20 protein-coding genes are annotated in these 19,866 nt (G+C 66.4%); 15 read left to right on the top strand and 5 right to left on the bottom strand.

Annotated elements, in window-relative coordinates; translation table 11 throughout:
• The first annotated feature begins 15 nt into the window (after positions 1-15).
• Complete coding sequence (locus IE170_RS11360) at positions 16-483, top strand: NUDIX hydrolase (protein ID WP_189809195.1); 468 nt, start codon at positions 16-18, stop codon at positions 481-483.
• A gap of 21 nt (positions 484-504) precedes the next feature.
• Here the strand turns inward: IE170_RS11360 and IE170_RS11365 are convergent, their stop codons facing one another.
• On the bottom strand, positions 505-1,452 hold the full coding sequence (locus IE170_RS11365) for a nuclease-related domain-containing protein (RefSeq protein ID WP_189809196.1): 948 nt from the start codon (positions 1,450-1,452) through the stop codon (positions 505-507).
• A gap of 570 nt (positions 1,453-2,022) precedes the next feature.
• Entirely contained in the window at positions 2,023-3,366 is a 1,344-nt protein-coding gene (locus tag IE170_RS11370) for a Fic family protein (protein WP_189809197.1), read from the bottom strand.
• A gap of 798 nt (positions 3,367-4,164) precedes the next feature.
• Here IE170_RS11370 and IE170_RS11375 point away from each other — a divergent pair.
• The 13 genes from IE170_RS11375 to IE170_RS11415 all read left to right on the top strand — a co-directional run bounded on the left by IE170_RS11375 (position 4,165) and on the right by IE170_RS11415 (position 17,076).
• Entirely contained in the window at positions 4,165-4,917 is a 753-nt protein-coding gene (locus IE170_RS11375) for a hypothetical protein (RefSeq protein ID WP_189809198.1), read from the top strand.
• Between the two features lie 215 nt (positions 4,918-5,132).
• Positions 5,133-5,399 carry a pilin gene (locus tag IE170_RS11380; protein WP_223855912.1) on the top strand — a complete coding sequence of 89 codons (267 nt, stop codon included), beginning with the start codon at positions 5,133-5,135 and terminating at the stop codon, positions 5,397-5,399.
• 267 nt (positions 5,400-5,666) lie between these two features.
• A complete protein-coding gene (locus tag IE170_RS32525) occupies positions 5,667-6,452 on the top strand; it encodes a hypothetical protein (protein WP_223855871.1) in 786 nt (261 codons plus the stop codon).
• Positions 6,453-6,963: 511 nt separating this feature from the next.
• A complete protein-coding gene (locus IE170_RS32530) occupies positions 6,964-7,503 on the top strand; it encodes a PrgI family protein (protein ID WP_223855872.1) in 540 nt (179 codons plus the stop codon).
• Positions 7,500-7,676: a hypothetical protein gene (locus IE170_RS32535; protein ID WP_223855873.1), complete on the top strand. Its 177-nt coding sequence runs from the start codon at positions 7,500-7,502 to the stop codon at positions 7,674-7,676. The genes IE170_RS32530 and IE170_RS32535 overlap by 4 nt, the downstream gene beginning before the upstream one ends.
• Before the next feature lie 214 nt (positions 7,677-7,890).
• On the top strand, positions 7,891-8,562 hold the full coding sequence (locus IE170_RS33345; protein ID WP_308428379.1) for a putative type IV secretion/conjugal transfer ATPase: 672 nt from the start codon (positions 7,891-7,893) through the stop codon (positions 8,560-8,562).
• Between the two features lie 9 nt (positions 8,563-8,571).
• Complete coding sequence (locus IE170_RS33350; RefSeq protein WP_308428380.1) at positions 8,572-8,829, top strand: helicase HerA domain-containing protein; 258 nt, start codon at positions 8,572-8,574, stop codon at positions 8,827-8,829.
• 35 nt (positions 8,830-8,864) lie between these two features.
• Positions 8,865-9,686 (top strand): VirB4 family type IV secretion system protein, encoded by an 822-nt coding sequence (locus IE170_RS33355; protein WP_308428381.1) that lies wholly within the window; start codon positions 8,865-8,867, stop codon positions 9,684-9,686.
• 129 nt (positions 9,687-9,815) lie between these two features.
• Positions 9,816-11,606 (top strand): type IV secretory system conjugative DNA transfer family protein, encoded by a 1,791-nt coding sequence (locus tag IE170_RS11400; RefSeq protein ID WP_229884677.1) that lies wholly within the window; start codon positions 9,816-9,818, stop codon positions 11,604-11,606.
• Between the two features lie 60 nt (positions 11,607-11,666).
• Positions 11,667-12,089 carry a TraM recognition domain-containing protein gene (locus IE170_RS32540; RefSeq protein ID WP_229884678.1) on the top strand — a complete coding sequence of 141 codons (423 nt, stop codon included), beginning with the start codon at positions 11,667-11,669 and terminating at the stop codon, positions 12,087-12,089.
• Between the two features lie 16 nt (positions 12,090-12,105).
• Positions 12,106-12,972, top strand: coding sequence for a replication-relaxation family protein (locus IE170_RS11405; protein WP_189809199.1), 867 nt, complete (start codon positions 12,106-12,108; stop codon positions 12,970-12,972).
• A gap of 208 nt (positions 12,973-13,180) precedes the next feature.
• A complete protein-coding gene (tyrS, locus tag IE170_RS11410; RefSeq protein ID WP_229884679.1) occupies positions 13,181-14,233 on the top strand; it encodes a tyrosine--tRNA ligase in 1,053 nt (350 codons plus the stop codon).
• 242 nt (positions 14,234-14,475) lie between these two features.
• Complete coding sequence (locus IE170_RS11415) at positions 14,476-17,076, top strand: HsdM family class I SAM-dependent methyltransferase (protein WP_189809200.1); 2,601 nt, start codon at positions 14,476-14,478, stop codon at positions 17,074-17,076.
• Between the two features lie 555 nt (positions 17,077-17,631).
• Here IE170_RS11415 and IE170_RS11420 read toward each other — a convergent pair.
• The gene (locus tag IE170_RS11420; RefSeq protein WP_189809201.1) at positions 17,632-18,396 is read right to left on the bottom strand and encodes an IS5 family transposase; all 765 of its coding nucleotides are present in this window, start codon (positions 18,394-18,396) and stop codon (positions 17,632-17,634) included.
• 260 nt (positions 18,397-18,656) lie between these two features.
• On the opposite strand from IE170_RS11420, the gene IE170_RS33465 reads away from it, so the two are divergent.
• Positions 18,657-18,938, top strand: a complete 282-nt coding sequence (locus IE170_RS33465; RefSeq protein ID WP_223855916.1) for an HNH endonuclease — start codon at positions 18,657-18,659, stop codon at positions 18,936-18,938.
• Between the two features lie 407 nt (positions 18,939-19,345).
• Here IE170_RS33465 and IE170_RS11430 read toward each other — a convergent pair whose 3' ends face one another.
• Both IE170_RS11430 and IE170_RS11435 read right to left on the bottom strand, forming a co-directional pair.
• Complete coding sequence (locus IE170_RS11430) at positions 19,346-19,678, bottom strand: hypothetical protein (protein ID WP_189809203.1); 333 nt, start codon at positions 19,676-19,678, stop codon at positions 19,346-19,348.
• A complete protein-coding gene (locus IE170_RS11435) occupies positions 19,675-19,842 on the bottom strand; it encodes a hypothetical protein (protein ID WP_189809204.1) in 168 nt (55 codons plus the stop codon). Before IE170_RS11435 ends, IE170_RS11430 begins: the two co-directional genes overlap by 4 nt.
• Between the last annotated feature and the right edge of the window lie 24 nt (positions 19,843-19,866).

The following is a 19,866-nucleotide window of genomic DNA, read 5'->3' on the forward strand; positions in this document are numbered from 1 at the left end:
CCTTCTCGGCCTCCTATGCTCCTGTACATGAGTACGGGAGCCCCGAAGGTCCAGTCAACGCCCCTCCACTCCGTGTCCGTGGCGGGCGCGGTCGTACGCGAGGACGGCCGACTGCTGGCGATCCAGCGCGCGGACAACGGGACCTGGGAACTCCCCGGCGGAGTCTTGGAGCTCACCGAGTCCCCCGAGGACGGCGTACGCCGCGAAGTTCTGGAAGAAACCGGCATCCACGTGGCGGTGGACGAGCTGACCGGCGTCTACAAGAACACGACCCGGGGCGTCGTAGCCCTGGTCTTCCGCTGCAAGCCGACAGGCGGCACGGAACGTACCTCCGACGAGTCCACGGCCGTAGCCTGGCTCACCCCCGACGAGGTAGCCGACCGCATGGCTGAGGTCTTCGCCGTACGCCTCTTGGACGCCTTGGACGGAGCGGGCCCCCACGTCCGCAGCCACGACGGCCGCCGGCTGATCGACGCGAGCTGAGCCGAGGAGCCCCTGCCGCTCTCAGGCAGTAGCCCAGGCCTGCCGGTGCCGGGCGACTGCGTAGATCTGCTCCACCTTCCGGGCATCGAGCACTCCGGTGGCGTGCGCGAGAGCGGCGAGGCTGAGGTCGTTGTAGACCTGCACCGTCTGCTGAGGCGAAGCGAGGTCGACCGCCGCCGGCTGCACGAAGATCAGCAGCGGGGCCACCTCCACTGAGAAGCCGCAGTGGGCAGTCAGCACCTTGGCCGCGCGTTCGGCTTCCCGCCGGGCCTTCTTCGGGATGGGGTACCCCGGCCCGTGATCGACCTTGACGACGTCGTCGCCGACCCAGACGTTCCGTCCGGTGAAGTTCTTCGTGTTCAGCGTGAACACCCCACCGGGCCCGATCAGCAAGTGATCTATGTCGTGCTTCGGCGGCAACGGCACCGAGTGCAGTACCACCCAGCCATGCCCCAGGAAGCGCCGCAGCTCCTTCCCGACCTTCCGCTCCCCCACCAGGCCCTTGCGCCAGCTATCCATGTCCGAAGGGCGCCGCAGCACCACATCGAGCCACCGCTGCGCGAGCCCAGGCCCCTCGGTGTCCAGCTTCCGCTTCAACGCCTCACCGGGCTTGTTCCGCGCCAGATCGTCCCCGTCAGCCAGGGGCGGCAGCAAAGGCGGCCCCGAAGGTCGAGGAGGAAGCGACACCTGAGAGGTCGGCCGGGGCTCAGACTGCGGCCGAGAAGCGAGCGGCGGAGGCACCGATCCCGGCATCTTGGGAACCTTCCCAGCCGTGAGCCCGTTGGCACCGCCCTCCGTCGGCACGTACCGCACGAGCGCCTTGAGCACCTCTGCCCGTAACCCCGGACGCTTCAACTCCAGATGCTCGCTGACCTGATCGAACCAGGCCACCTCACCGCCATCGGCGGCATTCACGTAGAGCCGGTCCCGCCCATACCGCTTCCACGCCTTGACCGTCAGCTCCCCCACAGGCCCCCCTCAGCCTTGGCCGTCCCCAAGACCATGGCAACAGCCCGAGCAGCCGCCCACAAGAAGGCCTTAGGGGTGGGGTCAAACTTTCCCTACTTCATAGAAGGCCTTAGGGGTGGGGTCAAACTTTCCCTACTTCATCAAGGCACCCGCCGCGCACAGCGCGGCGCGCGCGGCCCGTCGCCCGGGCCTGCGCTCCTGTCTGCGCCCCGCTCCAGCCCGACCGCCGACCGCACGCCTGACAGCTCGGGTTGATGGGCGACAAACCACGACGCGGCCGAGGCGGTACGCGGGTGCGGCTCAAGATGGTGCCTCCGGCGGGGGCACTCAGGCTCCGGGATGGAGGAGGCTCGTGCTCGGGTGCCGGCCCGTGGGTTGTAGCGGTGGGGACTCCCATCCCGTCTGCCGTCGACCCAGGCAGAGCCGAGCAGACACGGCACCGGGCGTCCAGGTCGTTCGTCCAGTTGGGCGCTCCACCTGGACGCCCGGCACCGCGCCTGCTCCACGGTGTGTGGGTCGACGGCAGACGGGATGGGAGCGGTGGGGTTCCCTTGGCTCGCCTAGCAATACTCAGGACGCGAGCTCGCCCGCCAGAATTTTCGCCGCTTCCAGAATGCTTTTCTCCTCCACCTCGTAGCCTCGACGCAACAGGACCGTTTTAGCCTCCATAGGCCGCAGAACGATCTCCTCCACCGGGCCCTCGTCAAATCGCAGCGGTCGATACGGGTGGACAGCCTCGGGGTTCTCGTCTCGCACAGAGACAAAGATTGATGGATACCTTTTCGCCGAACCGTCAAGGTCGCGAAGAGCCTCACTCTTGAACCCATACCAGAGAAGCCACTGCGGCACCCGATCCCCATCTATTACTTTCCCGAACCAAGAATTACCTTCAGGGTCGAGATCCTCCAGCAAGGAATACGAACTCAAATCTGGATTCCCTTGAAGGAGTATGGACCATCCCCGGGCCTTGAGCGCCTCAGACAAAGCCATAAAAAACTGATCCGGAAGGATCTTCCACAGGTCAAACCTATTCTTCACGGTGGACAGCAAGCGATCTTTAACGATCTCCCGGACGTAATCCGGGCGCGACATAAGTCGAACGGTTCGATTCAACACCAGAACAAACAGGTCATAGAGCGGAAGAATGTCGCCGTCGTCACTTCGCGCCAAGGCGTCATAGTACTGCCCACGGTCCACTCTCGAACGCACCAAGAGCGGCGGGAATCCGTTCCGCGCCAGGGACATGTTCGCAAGCAGACGAGCCATCCGACCATTGCCATCCTCAAACGGATGGATGTGCGTGAGCCATGCGTGAATGACCGTAGCCTCCAGTGCAGGGTTCACATCACATTGCTGCCACCAGTCGGAAAGTTCACGCATATGAATGGGGGCTTCCCAAGGAGCCGAGGTGCGGTGTCTGGTACCGCCAATCTCATTCTCTACCTCCTTGTATCGGCCGGCATATGCTTCCCCGCTGGCGATTAGCTCATGCAGTGAACGCATTTCATATTCACGCGGCCTGACGGAACCACGCGCCCATTCGTCTGCGATTTCGTGCGCCTTGTAAAGACCGAGCGCCTCATAGACTCTCGGATCTTGCCTGACTGCCTGCATCAAGGAACCCAAAGGCGCCTGCAGTAGCTCCTTGTACGTGAGAGCAACTTCGTTGACCTGCCTGTAGGTCCAGTCGTATCCTTCAATGCTATTGCTTTCCGCGACGAGTCGAGTCCTGATAGCCCGAACATAGGGCTCGAACATCTCTTGCCCCTCAAGGGCAATTCGCTCCTGTACGGCAATCGATTTTTCTCGTGAACGCGTTGCCTTTTCTTCTACGATTCTGAAACGAGACAAAGCGGCCTCATCTTCAGCAATCAAGTAAGGGGTACCCGTGAAGACTGCATCAACCTCTCCCATGCGCCAACCGTAATGCCTTCAACGTGCCCGTGACAGGCTTTCAGTCAATCCTGACCACCAGGAGAGGTCGTGCCGTCCGCGAACGGCAGGTACACCCACACGTGTCCCGAGGGAGGATGGGTTTGCAGCCATCCTCCAGAAGGCAGCACAGAGGTTGGCCTGCCAGGACATGAGGTCGGGCGGACGTCTGGGCTAGAGAGTTGGCCCGACGTGCTGCAACGGGTGAACCGTGAAAGCCTGCCTTGGCGCACAACGGGTGGATACCTTCGCAACTCCATGGTTTCTGGAGGACCCTACGGCCGGCGTGCCCGGCGCGTATCAACAGCTCGGCGGCCTCTGAACCCACATCACTGCCTGGTGAGGTTCGGCAGTGCCTTCACAAGATGCGGCCTATGCGTGGACCGTGGAGTGTTCGCAGCACCCGTCGGGACCTCTGAGCTGCTGAAATGTGCAGTACGCACGCGGCCTCCGGAGCCGTGTGCGCAGGTTCGAATCCTGCCGGGGACACTCTCGCAAGACCAGCGCCGCAAAGCCGCTGACCTGCGAAAGTGCCAAAGATGAAGGCCCGGACTCAGTCCCACTGAGCCCGGGCCTTCATCGTTGTGCGGCGCCGTCCACGCGTGAGTAGCGCGTGAGATCCTCCGACGGGAGGGCAGTCGAGCGGGCTACGCCGCACACCGACGAACGACCTTCAGGTGCTTGGGGCGAGCGCTAGCGTCGCGTGGCATGAACAACATCGTGGGCGTTCCGCTATCCACCCAGGTCTTGACTCAGGATGGATAGAAGCATCATCACGAGGTGCGCGTCGGGGATCACACCCTCGGCTACAACCCCTCCTCTGGCGTCAGTGAGTGGACCGCCATTGAGCAGGTGCGCGAGTTCCCTGCCGCTGAGGTGTGGAAGATCGGTAACCAGAGCTGGCAGGCCGAGGTCACAGCAGGGCTCCCCTGGTGGTCCGAGGCCCGCCGGCGGATCCCGGTGCCAGGCGATGTCCTCTGCATGGTCTGCGGCCGCGATTTCACCAGCCCCCGCGGCTACCAGGTCCACATGACCAAAGCGCACGGAGCTGCCCGGGCAGCGGCCGGTTTCCATTATGTGGGCGAGTTCGTGCGTGCTGCCGACTTCACCGGAGACATGCGACTTCGCGTGTCCGCCCCGCTTGAGAGTCAGTCGGTCTTGCAGTTGAGTAGCGCTGACGTTCGGATCCTCGCGTGGCTCTGGGGGGACGGGAACCTCCGCGAGGCGGAGCGTCCCGGCGCGTTTGATGGTTCGATTTTTCAATCGAAAGAGGAACATGTAGGGAAGCTTAGGTCCCTACTGCGAGAAGTGCCGCACACTGAATTCTCGCGCCAGAGAAAGGAAGGGCATCTCCGGGCCTATCATTTTCGACTGCGCCGCGCGTTTGTCACAGACCTGGTGGAGCGTTCTGGAATAGCGGAGTCCACCCCGGAAATGTTCGTACTCAGGCTCTCTCGTCAGCAGCGAGAAGCCTGGCTTGACGCCATGATCGACGCCGAGGGGCATCGCATGAAGGGCAAGGAGTCGCACTAGAGGGAGTTCAGCCACCCGCGCTGCGCGCGTCTCCCGAGCAAGGAGCTGGTGTGCCGCCAAGGGCCAGCCCAGGTCCGGAGGGCGGGCCTCCTCTCATATTGACGACCGTGCTGGAGGTGTTGGTTATGCCCGCGTGCTGCCGTCCGCCATCGCGGGCCTCAAACTCTTTTCGCTTCCTCATCGGGCTGTTGTTGGTTTCCTTGGCCACGGTTGGCATGGTGATCGGCATCGCTGGACCCGCCTGGCCGGTCGCCACGATTCCGGAGGTGATCACGAACCTCCGGAACTTCATCGTCGGCCTCCTCGCCGGTCTGGCCACGCTGTTCCTGACGTTCGGGGGCCTGCGCTACCTGATGGCTGGCGGAGATCCGAGCGAAGTCCAGTCCGCCAAGGTGGCGTTGTGTGCAGCCGCCATCGGCTACAGGTTGGCAGTCCTCGCGCCCATTCTGGTGACGGCCCTCAAGGGAATCGTGGGGGCCTGATGCCGAAGCACTCTGCGTGCTGCTGCGGGCCTGTGTGGTCCTGGGGCTGTTGATCGTCACCTTGGCGGGCTCGGTACCCGCCTCGTGCGCGGCCTCAGCATCAGTGGTGCTGGCGCCGTCCGCCCCGAGCCGCGCCCCGGGCCGGGCCCCCGACCCGAGCCCGCTCCCGCACCGGGGCCGACGCCGGCGCCCGGGCCTCCACGTCCTCGCCCGACACAACCGTCCACGCCAGAGCCGACTCCTGGCCCGACGCCCGGCGCAGAGGAAGTGGACGGAAGCAACCGGCCGCCGCTGGAGACAGGGTTCTTCGACGGCCTCATCGACATCCCCGGAATGATCGTCAATGCGATCACTTCGTTTCTGGGAATGCTCGTCGAGCAGATCATGAAGCCCGTGCGGGAGCTGCTGGCGGGCACCCTGCTGTCCACGCCTGACATCACCCAGCATGCGGATATCAAGCGGCTGTGGGCGGGTTCCGTCGGGATCTACGTCCTGTTCGTGATGGCCGGTGGGGTGACGGTCATGGGGCACCAGACCGTCCAGTCCCGCTACGCGGTCAAGCAGATCGCCCCGCGCCTGGTGCTCGGCCTGATCGTGGCATCAAGCTCGCTGACGGTCATGGGCAAGGCGATCTCTCTGGCGAACGCGATGTCGCATGCGGTGATGGGCACCGACATGTCGGATGCCGGGAAGGGGCTGGTGGAGCGGGTCATCCAGATCCCCGGCTGGTGCACGCGGGTGGTATTCCGCTCGACTCCGATCAGCACCCAGCTTCCGGCACCCCTGCGGATGCTTCAAAGCGTTGCCATGTGGCGTCTCGTCGGGCACTTCCTTCCCGGCGCTTCCGCTCTTGGTCGCCGCGGAGGCAGAGGGTGGCCCGGAGGTCACCGCGTCGGGGAGGCCCGCCAAGTGGAGGTGGTGGGCGCCGTCCCGGCGGAGGCCGACGCCCAGGAGGCGGAGGCCGGCCCGGTGGTACTGGCCCCGGCCGCCGGCCGCGACCGACGCCAGGCGGGATTGCCGGATACGCGCTCCGTGGCGGCCGGGCTCTGGTGACAAGAGCCCGAGCACGACGGGGAGCGAACCGCGGCGCCCCGTCCCAGACCCTCCCCGGCCAATCAGGCACCCAAGGCGCCGTCACCACTGCCCCACCGAGATCTACGGCTCCGCGCGCACGAAGTCGCATCTCGTCCACCACCCAGTCGCGGCGTAGCCGGCGAACGGCCACCACCCGCCGAATCTCCAGGAGGGGGCGACCTACGCTCGTGCCGCACCCCGCTCAAGCCTGCCGCGCACGGCAGTTGAGGCTCCCCGTACCGGCCGCTCCCGTGGCCGCCCGCCCGCCGCGACCGGTGCAGACCTGGCTCTCAATCCGCACGCCGCGGGTTCTCCGTACGACACTCCCGCGGCGCCTCAAGCAGCCACCCAGCAGCCGAGCAGCGGGTCAGTGCGGAGGCGGCAGCTCGCGCTGCTCATCCCCGCCGCGCGGGGCCGCGTTCGGCCCGTACGCCCCGTCCAGCTCCGGCTTCCTCTGGAACCCCCCTCTGTTCCCCGAAGGTGACCCTCGATGGCCGATTTCGACGACGAAGCCCTCCTGCCAGCCCGCATCCCCGCAGACGTGGATCGTAATGACCGCATTCTCGGACCGTTCACCGCTCGCCAGGTTGCCTATCTCGCCTCTCTCGCCCTTGTCCTTTACGGCGGCTATTGGGTGACGCGGACCTTGATGGCGCCGCTGCCATACCTCGCCCTGGTGGCGCCGCTCGCGGCCGTGGCCGCAGCCTTCTCCGTCGGCCGACGCGACGGGATCGGTATGGACCGGCACCTGCTGGCCGCCATCCAGTTCCACCGCTCCCCCAAGCGCCAAGTACATGCGCCCGAGGGCGTGCCGGACCTGCCCGGCCTGGTCCTCAGTAGTTGGCGAGCACAAGCTGGTGAGTCGCCCGCGCCCCATACGCTGCCTGGGCGGGCCGTGCTTGAGGACGGCAGCGTCCACCTCGGTGCTGATGGCTGGACCGCCTCGGGCTGCCTGCTCCACGGTGAATTTCGCCCTGCGTACGGGGGGGCGAGCAGCAGGCCCTGGCCGAGGCATTCGCCCGTTGGTTGAACTCGCTCACCGGCCCGACCCAGGTGCTGGTACGAGCGCACCGGCTGGATGTCGGCGATGTGGTCGAGGACCTGATCGCGGGGTCCGGTTCGCTGCCGCATCCCGCCTTGCAGCAGACGGCCCTGGCCCACGCGGACTTCTGGAGGAGTTGGCCGATGAGCGGGATCTGCTGACCCGCCAAGTCGTCCTCGTGGCACGCGAGCCAGCCTCTTCCGGCGGGCCGCGCGCTGCCCATCGCCTGTCCGAGGCCGCCCGTGCGCTGGAAGCGGCGGAGGTCATCGTCACCCCGCTGGACGGTCACGCCGCTGCCGACCTTCTCCGGGTTGCTGCTGATCCGGATGCCGTATTCCTGGGAGGTGCATGATGCTGTGGCCGGCGAAGTCCAGGATGGACGAGGAAGTCCTCGATGCCGGACATTTGCTCGAAGTGGTCGGGCCGGATGCGATCGAGGTCCGCGCACGTACGGTGGCAGTCGGCAGCCAGCTCGCGGCGACCCTCGTGGTCACCGGATATCCGGCCGAGGTGGTGCCTGGCTGGCTCGATCCCCTGCTGACGTATCCCGGTCGCCTCGATGTCTCTCTGCACATCGAGCCGGTACCTAGTTCCCTGGCCTCCCAGCAGTTGAAGAAGCAGCGGGCCCGCCTTGAGTCCTCACGCCGGGCCGGCCTTGAGCGAGGGCGGCTGGACGATCCGGACACCGAAGCAGCGGCGGCGGACGCCGCCGAACTCGCGTACCGGATCGCCCGCGGGGAGGGAAAACTCTTCCGCCTCGGCCCATACATGACCATCTACGGGGAGAGCGAAGAGCACCTCGCCGACGAGGTCTCCTCCGTGCGTGCGATCGCCGAATCGCTGGTCATCACGACCGCGCCGACCATCTACCGGTCGCTACAGGGCTGGCTGGCGACGCTGCCTCTGGGATTGGACACGCTCAAGGTCCGCCGAACCTTCGACACCGAAGCCCTCGCGGCATGCTTCCCCTTCGCCTCCCCGGACCTGCCCGCCGACACGGCGCTCGCGCCGGGAGCCGTTCTGTACGGGCTGAACACCACGAGCTGATAGCTGCTGTTGTGGGACCGGTTCGCGCAGGACAACTACAACTCGGTCCTCCTGGCCCAGTCGGGTGCCGGCAAGTCGTACCTGACCAAGCTGGAGCTGCTGCGTCAGCTCTTCACCGGCACCGAGGCGCTGGTGATCGACCCGGAGGACGAGTACGTACTCTGGCCGAGTCGGTCGGCGGTGCCGTCATCCGCCTCGGTGACCCGTCGGCGCGGCTCAATCCCTTTGGCCTCCCGCAATCAGCTGTCCCGGAAGAGGACGCGCTGACCCGGCGGGTTCTGTTCCTGCATACCTTCCTTGCCGTGCTGTTCGGCGGTGAGCTGAGCGCGGCGGAGCGCGCGGTGCTGGACCGGGCTCTGCTCGCCACCTACCGGAGCGCAGGGATCACCGCCGACCCGATGTCCTGGACTCGGCCGGCGCCGCTGCTCGCCGATCTCGCCGCGCAGCTCTCGGCCATGGCTGAGCAGCCAGCCGCCGAGCTGGCCTCGCGGCTGGACCCGTACGTGCACGGCTCGCACCGGCAACTGTTCTCCGGGCCGACCACGACCCGCCCGTCCGGGCATCTGGTGGTCTTCTGCCTGCGCGAAATCCCCGAGGAGCTCAGGACCGCGAGCATGCTGCCGGCCCTCGATGCCATCTGGCGGACGGTGGCACACAGCGGAGCGCCCCGGCGTCGCCTCGTCGTCGTGGACGAGGCGTGGCGGCTCATGCACGACGGGCACGGCGCACGCTTCCTGTTCCGCATGGGCAAGGGCGCCCGCAGGTACTGGGCCGGACTGGCGCTCGTCACCCAGGACGAAGGCGATGTCCTGAGCAGCGACCTCGGCCGGGCCATCGTGTCCAATGCGGCCACGCAGCTGCTGATGCGCCAGGCTCCGCAGGCGATCGAGAAGATCACGGCCGCCTTCCACCTCTCCCGCGGTGAACGGCACCCCCTGCTCGCTGCCCCGCGCGGGTGCGCGCTCCTCCTCTCCGGCCGCACCAAGGTGTCATTCACCCCGGTCGCATCCGAGGCAGAGCACGCGCTGATCACCACGGATCAGGCCGAATTGGCCTCCGGCGAGGACGAGGACGGCGACTCCGATCCCTACGGCTTGCCCGAGCTGAGCGGTCTGCAGCTGTGAGCCCCGCCGAGCTCGGTGGGGCTGCTCGGCGAACTACTCACCGACCCCAACGCCTTCTGGTCTCAGCACCTGAACCTTCTGCTCTCCCAGGTGCAGGCGGCGGCCCCGTAGCTGGCTCCCGCTGCCCGAGTGTCCGCGACGGTCGGCAACCTCATGTACCGGCGTGAGCAGCGCCGGCGGCAGCAGGCCTTGGCCGACGGTGCGCGCCTGGTGTCGATCCTCGCGCCCCCGGTGGTTGCCGAACGCGGTGGCGAAGTGCTGTGGGCCCAGCTCGCGGGTCTCCTCCGGCCGTGGCCGCAGCGCCTGCTGCACGGACAACCCCATCTCGGCTTCGAGTACGCATGCAACAGCGCCGGGCTCGCCATTCGGATGTGGCTGCCGGGAACGATCCCGGTCACTCTGGTGCGGCGCTCCGTGGAGGCGGCGTGGCCCGGCGCCCACACGACCGTCGCCAACGTAGAGGTGCCCTTCCCCGCCGGCCACCTCTGCACCGCGGACACCCTGCGCCTGGCCCGCCCCGAGGTACTGCCGCTGCGCACGGACCACAAGACCGATCCATTGCGCGCCCTGCTCCAGGCCGCCACCGGCATGGGCGAGGCCGAGCATGCCCTCGTACAGGTCCTGGTCCGCCCAGCCACCGGGGCCCGGCTACGCCGCGCCAGGCGCAGCGCCCGACGGCTCCAGGCGGGCCAGACCGCTCCCCGCCTCTCGTCGATCTTCCGTCTCATCTCCCATGCCCCGCAGCGCACCACCGTGCCCCACGCCGATCCCGCCCACGGTGCCGAGGTCCGTCAGAGCGTCGGCAAGCTGACCGGTCCCCAGTGGGAGGTCCACCTCCGCTATGCCGTCGTCCTCCCCGCAACGAAGGCCGAGGACGCCCCCGCCGCCGAGGGTCGGCTGCGTGGTCGTGCCCACGCCATCGCCTCGGCGTTCTCCCTGTACGCAGCGCGCAATTGGCTCGCTCGTCGTCGGCTCCGCAGCCCGTACCCGATCCTGGCCGAGCGCCGGTTCACCGGTCGGGGGGACCTGCTGTCCGTACCCGAGCTCGCGGCCCTGGCTCATCTGCCCGCTGATCCCGACGCCCCTGGCCTGGCCAGAGCCGGTGCCCGCTCGGTCGCTCCCCCGCCCGCCATCCCCCAGCCCGAACCGGGCATCAAACCGCTCGGCCGCTCGGACACAGGCACCCGTCGCGCCGTAGGCCTGGCCGTGCCCGACGCCCGCCATCACCTGCACCTCATGGGCGCCACCGGATCCGGGAAGTCCACCCTGATCGGCGACCTCGTCCTCGACGACGTGCGCGCCGGCCGCGGGGCGGTCGTCATCGACCCCAAGGGCGACCTCGTCGCCGACCTCCTGCACCGGCTGCCAGCCTCCTGCGCGGACCGGCTCCTGATCATCGACCCCGACGACTCCCACACCCCGCCGTGCCTGAATGTGCTGGACGGGGCGGACATCGACGTCGTCGTGGACAACATCACCGGCATCTTTCGCCAGATCTTCACCGCCTTCTGGGGGCCGCGTACGAACGACGTGATGCGCGCGGCCTGCCTGACCCTGCTGCGCCACGCCCAGATCTCTCATCGGCTGGTCACGCTCGCCGACATCCCGCGGCTCCTCGGCGAACCGGCCTACCGGCTTCGGGTGGTCCCCGCCATCAAGCACCCCGTCCTCAAGGGCTTCTGGACCTGGTACGAGTCCATGTCCGAACCCTCCCGCGCGGCTGTGGTCGGCCCAGTGATGAACAAGCTCCGCGCGTTCCTGCTGCGCTCCTTCGCCCGCCAGGCCATCGCCTCGGGCGAGTCCACGTTCCATCTCTCCGACGTCCTCGACGGCGGAATCCTGCTGGCCCGCCTCCCCAAAGGCGCGCTCGGCGAGGAGACGACCCGGTTGCTCGGCTCGTTCATCGTCGCCAAGACCTGACAGGCCGCCGCCGCCCGTGCTCGCACCCCCGAACACGCCCGCATTGACGCGTCTCTGTACGTGGATGAGGCACACAACTTCCTCACCCTGCCCTACCTCCTGGAGGACATACTCGCCGAGGCCCGCGGCTACCGGCTGTCGATGAACCTCGCCCACCAGAACCTCGCCCAGCTCCCACGCGACCTTCGTGAAGGGATCTCAGCCAACGCCCGGAACAAGGTCTTCTTCAACGCCTCCCCCGAAGACGCCCAGGCACTGGAGCGCCACACGCTGCCCACCCTCGGCGCGCACGATCTCGCCCATCTCGGGCCGTACCAGGCCGCCGTTCATCTCCTCGCCGGCGGTGCCGAGACAACCGCGTTCACGCTCACCACCCGCCCGCTGCCCCCGGCCGCCCCCGGCCGCTCCACCGAACTCCGGGCCGCCGCCGCGCGCCGAGTCGGCGGAAGCACGAGCCGCTCCACCTACGTTCCGCCGCCATAAGAAGGAGTCCAAGGTCATGCCCACGACCAGTTCCGAGCCCGCCCCCGGCTACGTGCCCCGTGCGGCCGCGCGGAGGCGACGCCCCTCCCAGCCCGCCCAGGGACGAACCGACCTCGCCCAGCTCTCCACCCGGCTCACCCCACGCGACATCTGGCTCGCCGAGATGCTCCACGAGCACAAGGTGCTCACCTCCCACCACATCACCGCGCTTGCCTTCACCGGCCACCGCACGGCCAACCGGCGTCTGCGCAACCTCTACTTCATGGGCGTCCTCGACTCCTTCCGCCCGCTGCGCCAGACCGGCTCCGCACCCGAGCACTACACACTCGGCAAGGCCGGCGCGGAACTCCTGGCAGCCCGCGCCGGAGTCGACCTGGCCGCGACCGGGTGGCGCAAGGACGCCTGTGCCCGCATCGCCTTCTCTCCCACTCTGACCCACACCCTCGGCGTCAACGGCCTCATGGTCGCGCTGGCCACCCGCGGCGGCCTCACCCGCTGGCTGTCCGAACGCTCCGCGACCCGCCTGTGGGGCGACTGGATTCACCCCGACGTCTACGGACACGTCGAACACGGCAGCGGCTGCCTCCCGTTCTTCCTCGAGTACGACACCGGCTCATACAACCTCGCCCGGGTCGAGGCGAAGCTCCCCGGCTACGCCGCCCTCATCGCCACGACAGGCAGCCGTACGCCCCTCCTCATCCACACCGCCTCCCCGCGGCGGGAGTCTGCCCTCCGCCGACGGCTCGCCGAGTCCGTCGAGCGGCTCGACCTCCCCCTCGCCACCGCCAACCAGCAGCTTGCGGGCCTGGCCGAGACCGCATGGCTGCCCCTCGGCCCAGTACCGGCACAGCGCCTGACCCCGGCCCAACTCGCCACCCACTGAACCGGACTCGCCGCTGCGCTCACCGAGGACAGCGTCATGCCCGAACCCGGCCGTGCCGCCCCCCTCCCCTGGCGTGCCGTTCCCCCGATGCCCCCGGCTCCGGGACGAGCGTGAGCGCCACGGCCCCGCTGGTGCACTACCGGCTTCATCCGCTCAGCATGACCGACCGCCGAAACCGTGGGGTCTCGCAGCTGTGCCGGGCCGAGGTGTGCACGGCCCTGGCACAGCGCCTCCGGGCCCTGGCTTCCGCGCCACCGCCCTGGACCGCCCGCCGCGACCTCAATCGCATGTCCCGCCACTTCCACGCTCTCGCTGCGGGGCATCGTGTGGAAGCGCAGGTACAGCTCGGTCGACGCCGCGCCTGCCTGCGCTCCCTCGCGGCCATGTTGATCAACACTGCCCGCTCCGGCGACGAAGGGGCGGCCGGCGGCATGGGCAGCAGCGGGAGGACTTCCGCACGCGGCTTGCCGAGGGGCAGGGTCTGTCCGTCGCCGAATTCGTCTACTCGGTCGTGATGGCCATGGACTCCGTGGCCATCACGGCGGACGTCGAACTGGGCGGCGTGGACCAGCTCCTCAATCTCCAGATGTGCCGCAAGGTCATGCAGATCTCCGAGCAGACTCCCGAGATCGTCATCACCACCCCGCTCATCGAGGGGACGGACGGCACTGGGGCCAAGATGAGCAAGAGCAAGGGCAACTACGTCGGCCTCACCGCCACCCCGGACGACGTCTACGGCCGCCTGATGTCCATCCCGGACCACCTCACTGAGCCCTACTTGAAGCTGCTCACCGAGTGGACGGACGAAGAGATCCAGTTGATCAGCAAGCGCCTGGCCGACGGCACCGCACACCCCATGGCGATCAAGCGCATCCTCGCTGGCGACGTGGTAGCCGCGCTCCACGGCCTGGAAGCGGCCCAGGCCGCGCGCGCCGAGTTCACCGCCCGATTCTCCAAGCGCTCCTTCGGCGACACCCAGAACCTCCCGGTCGTCTCTCTGAAGGAACACGCCGAGACCTCCCTGGGCACCCTGCTCAGCCAAACCCTGGACTTCGCCCCCAGCCTCTCGGCCATCCGCCGCATCGCCCAGCACAACGGCCTCCGCCTGATCAGCGAAGCCAACGGCGAACAGCACACCACCCCGCTCGCGGAGCCCTCCGTGCAGCAGACCCTGGCGGCGGTCGTGACGGAGGCCAGCACCGCCGACGGCGCCGTCCTCTACCTCAAAGCGGGCCGCAAGATCGCCCGCATCGATTCCTAGACCACGACGGGTGGTGCCTCACCTTCGCGGTGGGGCACCGCGCCAGGGGTGTGATGCTGCATCGCTCGCGCCACAGCCCTCAAGAGCAGCGGACAGACCAGCATCAAGCCCTGACTTGTGCTCAACGAACCAGCCCGATTGCGCTCGGCTTCCGGCAAAGACCCAGACCCCCAGCGAGCAATGACAGCGTGGTGCTGATGCTAGCCTCTCTCCACGCGAGTGTAAGCCTGGGAGGCGATGTGTTGGAGGACGCGAACGGGGCGTCGGTGGAAGCAAGTGGTGTCGGCGGCCTCACGCTGGTATGCCCCTTGCGAGGCGTTCTCAAGGCCACGGCCAAGCGTGGCGATCTGCTCGGTCCGTCCGAGGAGAAGCTGCGCATCGATGTGATCCGCCATCTTCTGGCGCTTGGCTACCCCAAGGAACACATCGACACCGAGGCTATCGTCTATAGACTCGGCAACTCGGGACGCAACAGCCTGCGCACCGATGTCGTCGTCTACGACATCGGAAAGGATGAAGCTCGCGCGCTGCCTCTCGATGAGCGCCTGCTCCACGCTCTCGTCCTGTGCGAGGTGAAGCGCGATCACGCCAAGGCGGACAGCGCCAAAGAAACGCAGGTCAAGCCCCTCCTGGGGCCAGCCCGCCCAGGAGCTCTCGCCCTCTACTGGGACGACATCGAGCAGCGGGTGTTCTGGCACGACGCCCAGAAGCGGGTGAACGAGGCGCCGCTAGCTGCACTGCCCCGGTTCGGCGCGGCGTTCCGCGGAGCTCCGGAACTCACCTTCGACGATCTGAAGTCGCCGGGCTCCCTTCTTGACCTGTTCGCCCGGATAGAGGATGTGCTGCACGGGGAGGCGGTCGATGTAGAAGCCCGCTACACCGCCATGCTCCAGCTCCTCCTCGCCAAACTCTTCGACGAGACCCAGCACTCTGAGAGCCCAGAGGAGAAGCTCGACCTCCAGGACCCCGTGGCGCTCGGCTACTCGGCGGAGGCAGCCGAGCGCATGTTCAACCGCGTCCTGTCCAGTGCCGTCAAGTACTTCGGCGCCAAACTCCCCAAGAAGGTCCCGGAGCGCTCCGAGATTCCGGCGGAGGCCCTGAAGCACTCGCTCAGTCTGATCGCTGACCGAAACCTGAGCCAGGCGAGCCCACGCATCGTCCAGGACTTCTATATGAAGTTCGCCAAGGATCTCTACCGCTGGGACATGGCCCAGTACTTCACACCGACGACACTCAGCGACTTCATCGTCGAGATCGTGGCCCCGCGGCTCACCGAGAGTGTCAAGGATCCCGCTGCCGGATCTTCCGACTTCCTCATGGCCACCCACCGCCGGCGCAAGGGGAAGAAAGCCCTCGTCAGCACGCTTTTTGGTTCGGACAACAACGCCACTGCCGTACAGGTGTCTGAACTCAACAAGGTTCTTCACGGCGCGACCGACGTGGAGATCAAGCATGAGGATTCGCTGGCGAATGTCGACTCCGGCGACAATCTCGCACAGAATGACGTAATAATTTGCAACCCGCCGTTCGGTACCAGCATCACCGAGAAGAACCCATCCGTGCTGGCGAAGTTCGACTTGGCGCACGAATGGAAGACAGACGGTACGGGCATCCTCAGGAAGCAGGAAAAGCTTCGAAAGACTCAGCAGAAGGGCATCCTTTTCCTCGAAGCCTGCGTGAAGATGGTGCGCGCCAGAGGAAGGATCGCTATCATCCTGCCGAACGGATACCTCGCCAACAGGTCGAGTCAGTACCACCTGCTGCGTGAATGGCTCCTACGGCATTGCAAGATCGCGGGCATCATCGCCTTTCCCCGTTTCACCTTCAAGCAGAGCGGGGCCGACGTCTCGGCGTCCGTGGTTCTCCTTGAGAAGCGAGAGGTTCCCCTTTCGAGCGCTCGCGAGGACGCCGGCTACGTCTTCTCGGTCGAGATGGTCGAGCGTGTCGGCTGGGAACTGGGAAACAAGGTGGGCCGTCCCACCTGGAGGCGCGATCCGTCCGACGGCAGCGAGATCGTGGAGGACGGGGAGAAGATCCTCGACGAGGATCTCACCCGGATCCTCTCACGGCTCAAGGCGAGCGAAACGAGTGAATTCTTCCCCTGGCTCGCGCACGAGGCAGCCGAGACGGGTGAGTCCGGATGGACTGTGCCGATCTCACGCGTCCTTGACGATTCGATGCTGACCCTTGACCCGAAGAGGCACAGCGAGAAATTCCTGTCTGCGCAAGCAACGGTGAAGGAACGGGATTATTTTCGCCTGGGTGATGTCCTCGACATTCGCCCCGAGGTCCCCGTTAGTAAGCAACAGCGGTCAGCAGCCGAGATCTACCGCTACGTGGAGATTTCGGATGTCGGCGTTGGCACCTATTCATGGTCCGAAGTACGAGGATGGGAACTCCCTGACCGAGCAAAGCAAATGTGTGAGCCGGGCGACGTTTTCGTCGGGAGCATCTGGTCTTCTGTACGAAAGTGGTTCATGGCCGGCGGAGATTGTTCGCGCGTAGTTGTAACCAACGGGTTCCATCGCCTGAGGTTTAAAGCTGGTATGGAAAGCTACCGGCTCGACCTGGCCGCGGGTCTGTGCCTCGAGACCTACTGCGTGCAGATGCGCTCGTTGGCTCGTGGTTCCGATGGCCTGGCAGAGATTCACGAGAATGACCTACTTGACGTTGTCCTCCCCCGGGTGACCGATCCGGAGATCCGGCAGCGCCTGGAGCCGTTCGTCGAGCAGCTGCGTGCGGGACACACCTCACTGCATTCAGCGATTGAGGACCTCGTTCGCAGGGAGAAGCTTGGATTCTCTGACATTGCGAAGCGGCACAGCCACGTCGTACTCGTCTAGATCCGCGCATGACTGAAAGTCATCCCGCACCCAGTCGAGCATAAATCGCCTCACGGAACGAAACTTTCAGCCTGACCGGAAGATCGGCCGCCCCGAAGGGGGCGGCCGATTCCTTTCCCTTACAGGAAACCAACAATCTGAAAGATCGCCCTCTAGCGACCGTGAGCGGCTGCCCCAAGACCAACTACTCGACGGCTCCGCAGCCCTACGACATCGCACCTTCTCGATACCAGGTTCATCAGAACCGAGATGGCCCCTAATCACCGCAGTGGCTCTATGCGTCATTGCATCGATCTCGCGATTGGGGCTAGCCGCCCAATCTGGCGTGCAAACGAAGGACCTGTCTCCCCAGAGGAACCTGTAAAGGACCCCACACGAACCAATCGGCCACCACCATGCACCAGCGACTACCTCAGCCCTCCGAGTATCCAGGACTACAGGGCGCCCAAGAATCCCCTTCTCGCTGGCGGAGACCTGGCCTAGAGATAGATCCAAAACATATCCACCTGCGATGAGCACCAGGTGTCCGCTCCAGTCGACATCACAGAGCCGTTTTCATCCTGAATAGCTGCAGTTCAGGAGCGTGTGGACGGCTTGGACGATGGTGCCGATGCGGCGGGTGGAGCATCGGGCTCGGCGGAGGATCCGCCAGGACTTCAGCTGCGCGAAGGCGCGTTCCCCAAGAGCTCTCAGGCGGGCGTGGTCGCGGTTGAACTGCTGGTAGTGCTCGGGCTGTTCGCGGTGGTTCTTGTAGGGGGTGCGAACGGTGGCACCGGCGCCCTGGTAGGCACGGTCGGCGAGAACGAGGATCTCTCTGGTGAGGCAGGCCTGGACGATGCCGTGGGCCCGGGCCGCGGTCAGGTCGTGGGTGCGGCCCGGTGTCGCACGCGAGAACCACAGAGGTGTGCCGTCGGGACGGGCGATGACCTGCACGTTCATCCCATGCTTGCGATGTTTCATGGAGTAGTACGGCTCGTCGGCTGCGATGCGGTCGATGGGAATCAACGTGCCGTCGACGATCACGTGGTCGCCCTCACCCAGGCCGGTCAGAGCCTCGTGCAGGCCCGGCGCCCACGCCGCGAGGACGTCGAGGGTCTCGTCGACGTAGCGCCAGGCTGTGGCTGTCGAGACGCCGAAGCCGGCTGCCAGGGCGGGCAGCGTCTCGTTCTTCCGCAGGTGCACCAGCACGAGCAGGGCTTGGCGGAAGTAGCCGAGCTTCCGCCACCGCGAGCGGCGTTCACACCTTCGTGCGTAGATCAGCCAGGAAACGTGCTCGACCAGCTCATGCGGGACGTCGACCGTGGCACGATACGGGACCAAGCGAGGCTCCTCGGACGATGCGTGGTGCGTAGGAGAACACCACCGCAACGACCGGGAGCCTCGCCTCGATACACACCCCCGCTGACCTGCCATTTCACCCCACAGAGACAGGATGAAAACGGCTCACTGAGTCCGGTCTTTTGTCGTTGTTACGTACTGCGCCCGTGTGAGGAGCGTGTGGCTGTAGCGCCAGGACCGAACCCCTATCGCTCGCCGGCATGAGCAGCCATCATGATCGGGTGCGCTCTTTCCTCCCCAGCATGCCGATTTCGCCCAGACGTCTGCCGACCTGGGTTCGTCGTGTTGTGCTCTCCGCCAACGGGGGCTACTGCACGTACTGCAGCAGCGACGGAACTCGTGCAGAGGTCGTTGACCACGTGGAGCCTTTGGAGTGGGGTGGGGCAAACCGCATCTCCAATATCGTCCCCGCCTGCCGTTCCTGCAATGCCAGCAAGCGTGATCGCACGCCTCTTCAGTGGCGGCCGGAGCCTGGAGCGCCGTCACTACGACCTGAAGTGGTGGGACGGCCCTCCTTTCCCTGACTACGTTTTGTCGTTGACGGACGAAGGCCTGCTCAAGCTGGTCGCAGGGGTGCGGTCCGAGGTAGCGGAGTTGGCCCGCCCCTACCAGGAACGGGCCGCTGCCAAGATGTCAACGGCAAGCCGCCATCCTGGCCGAGGATCTCCTGCACCTCACGGATGGCCAGCAGACAGAACTTCGTAAGGCAGTGCTTTCGCTGCTGTCCGGCTAGCGGTGCCCCGAATGCGCGATCACGCCTTCCGGGGCCGTACGCACAGGTTCAGATACTGCCGGGGCACTCCAGCAGAGACAGTGCGAGCACGCCGCTGACCAGCTGAAGTGCAGGCACGAAGGCGAACTCAGCCCCACGAGTCCGGGCCTTCGTCGTTGTCACGCACTGGTCCCGCGTGAGGGGCCTGCGGGCCACACGTCAGACGGACGCCTCCCTGATCACCCGCCGCGCCCGCTCGTAGTACTGCTCCCGGGTCCCGCCGAGCTCACTGGCATCCGGGTGCGTCGTGAGATTCGACAAGGCCTCAGCTGTTCCTTCCGCCCACCCGCCGTAGACCTCGAAGACGGCGTTGGCCCTCCGCCGGAGCTCCAGGTCCGGCATGACCTCGATGACGGGCAGGGCGTCGTCATGGTGCCGGCGGACTATGGCGGAGCACTCGTCGTATAGGAGCGTGGCAGCCAACGTGTCGGCTGCCTCCGTGGCCTCACCGATCTTCGCCCGGAAGTCCTGCAGCATCTTCGAGATGGTCATGAAGTCGCGATCACCTGCTCCCGGATGCGCTGCTCGTGCGACAGCTTGGCCTCGTGCTCGCGCTTGGCCGCCTCCTGGGTGTCGGCGTGCTCTTGCCGCCTCCTCTCAGTCCGTCCCGTGAAGTAGTGGGTGATCCAGGCCGCGGCGGCCGAGCTGATGAGCACAGCTCCGGCAGAGATGGCAGGCGT

The sequence above is a fragment of the Streptomyces toxytricini genome (assembly GCF_014649915.1).
GTDB lineage: Bacteria > Actinomycetota > Actinomycetes > Streptomycetales > Streptomycetaceae > Streptomyces > Streptomyces toxytricini.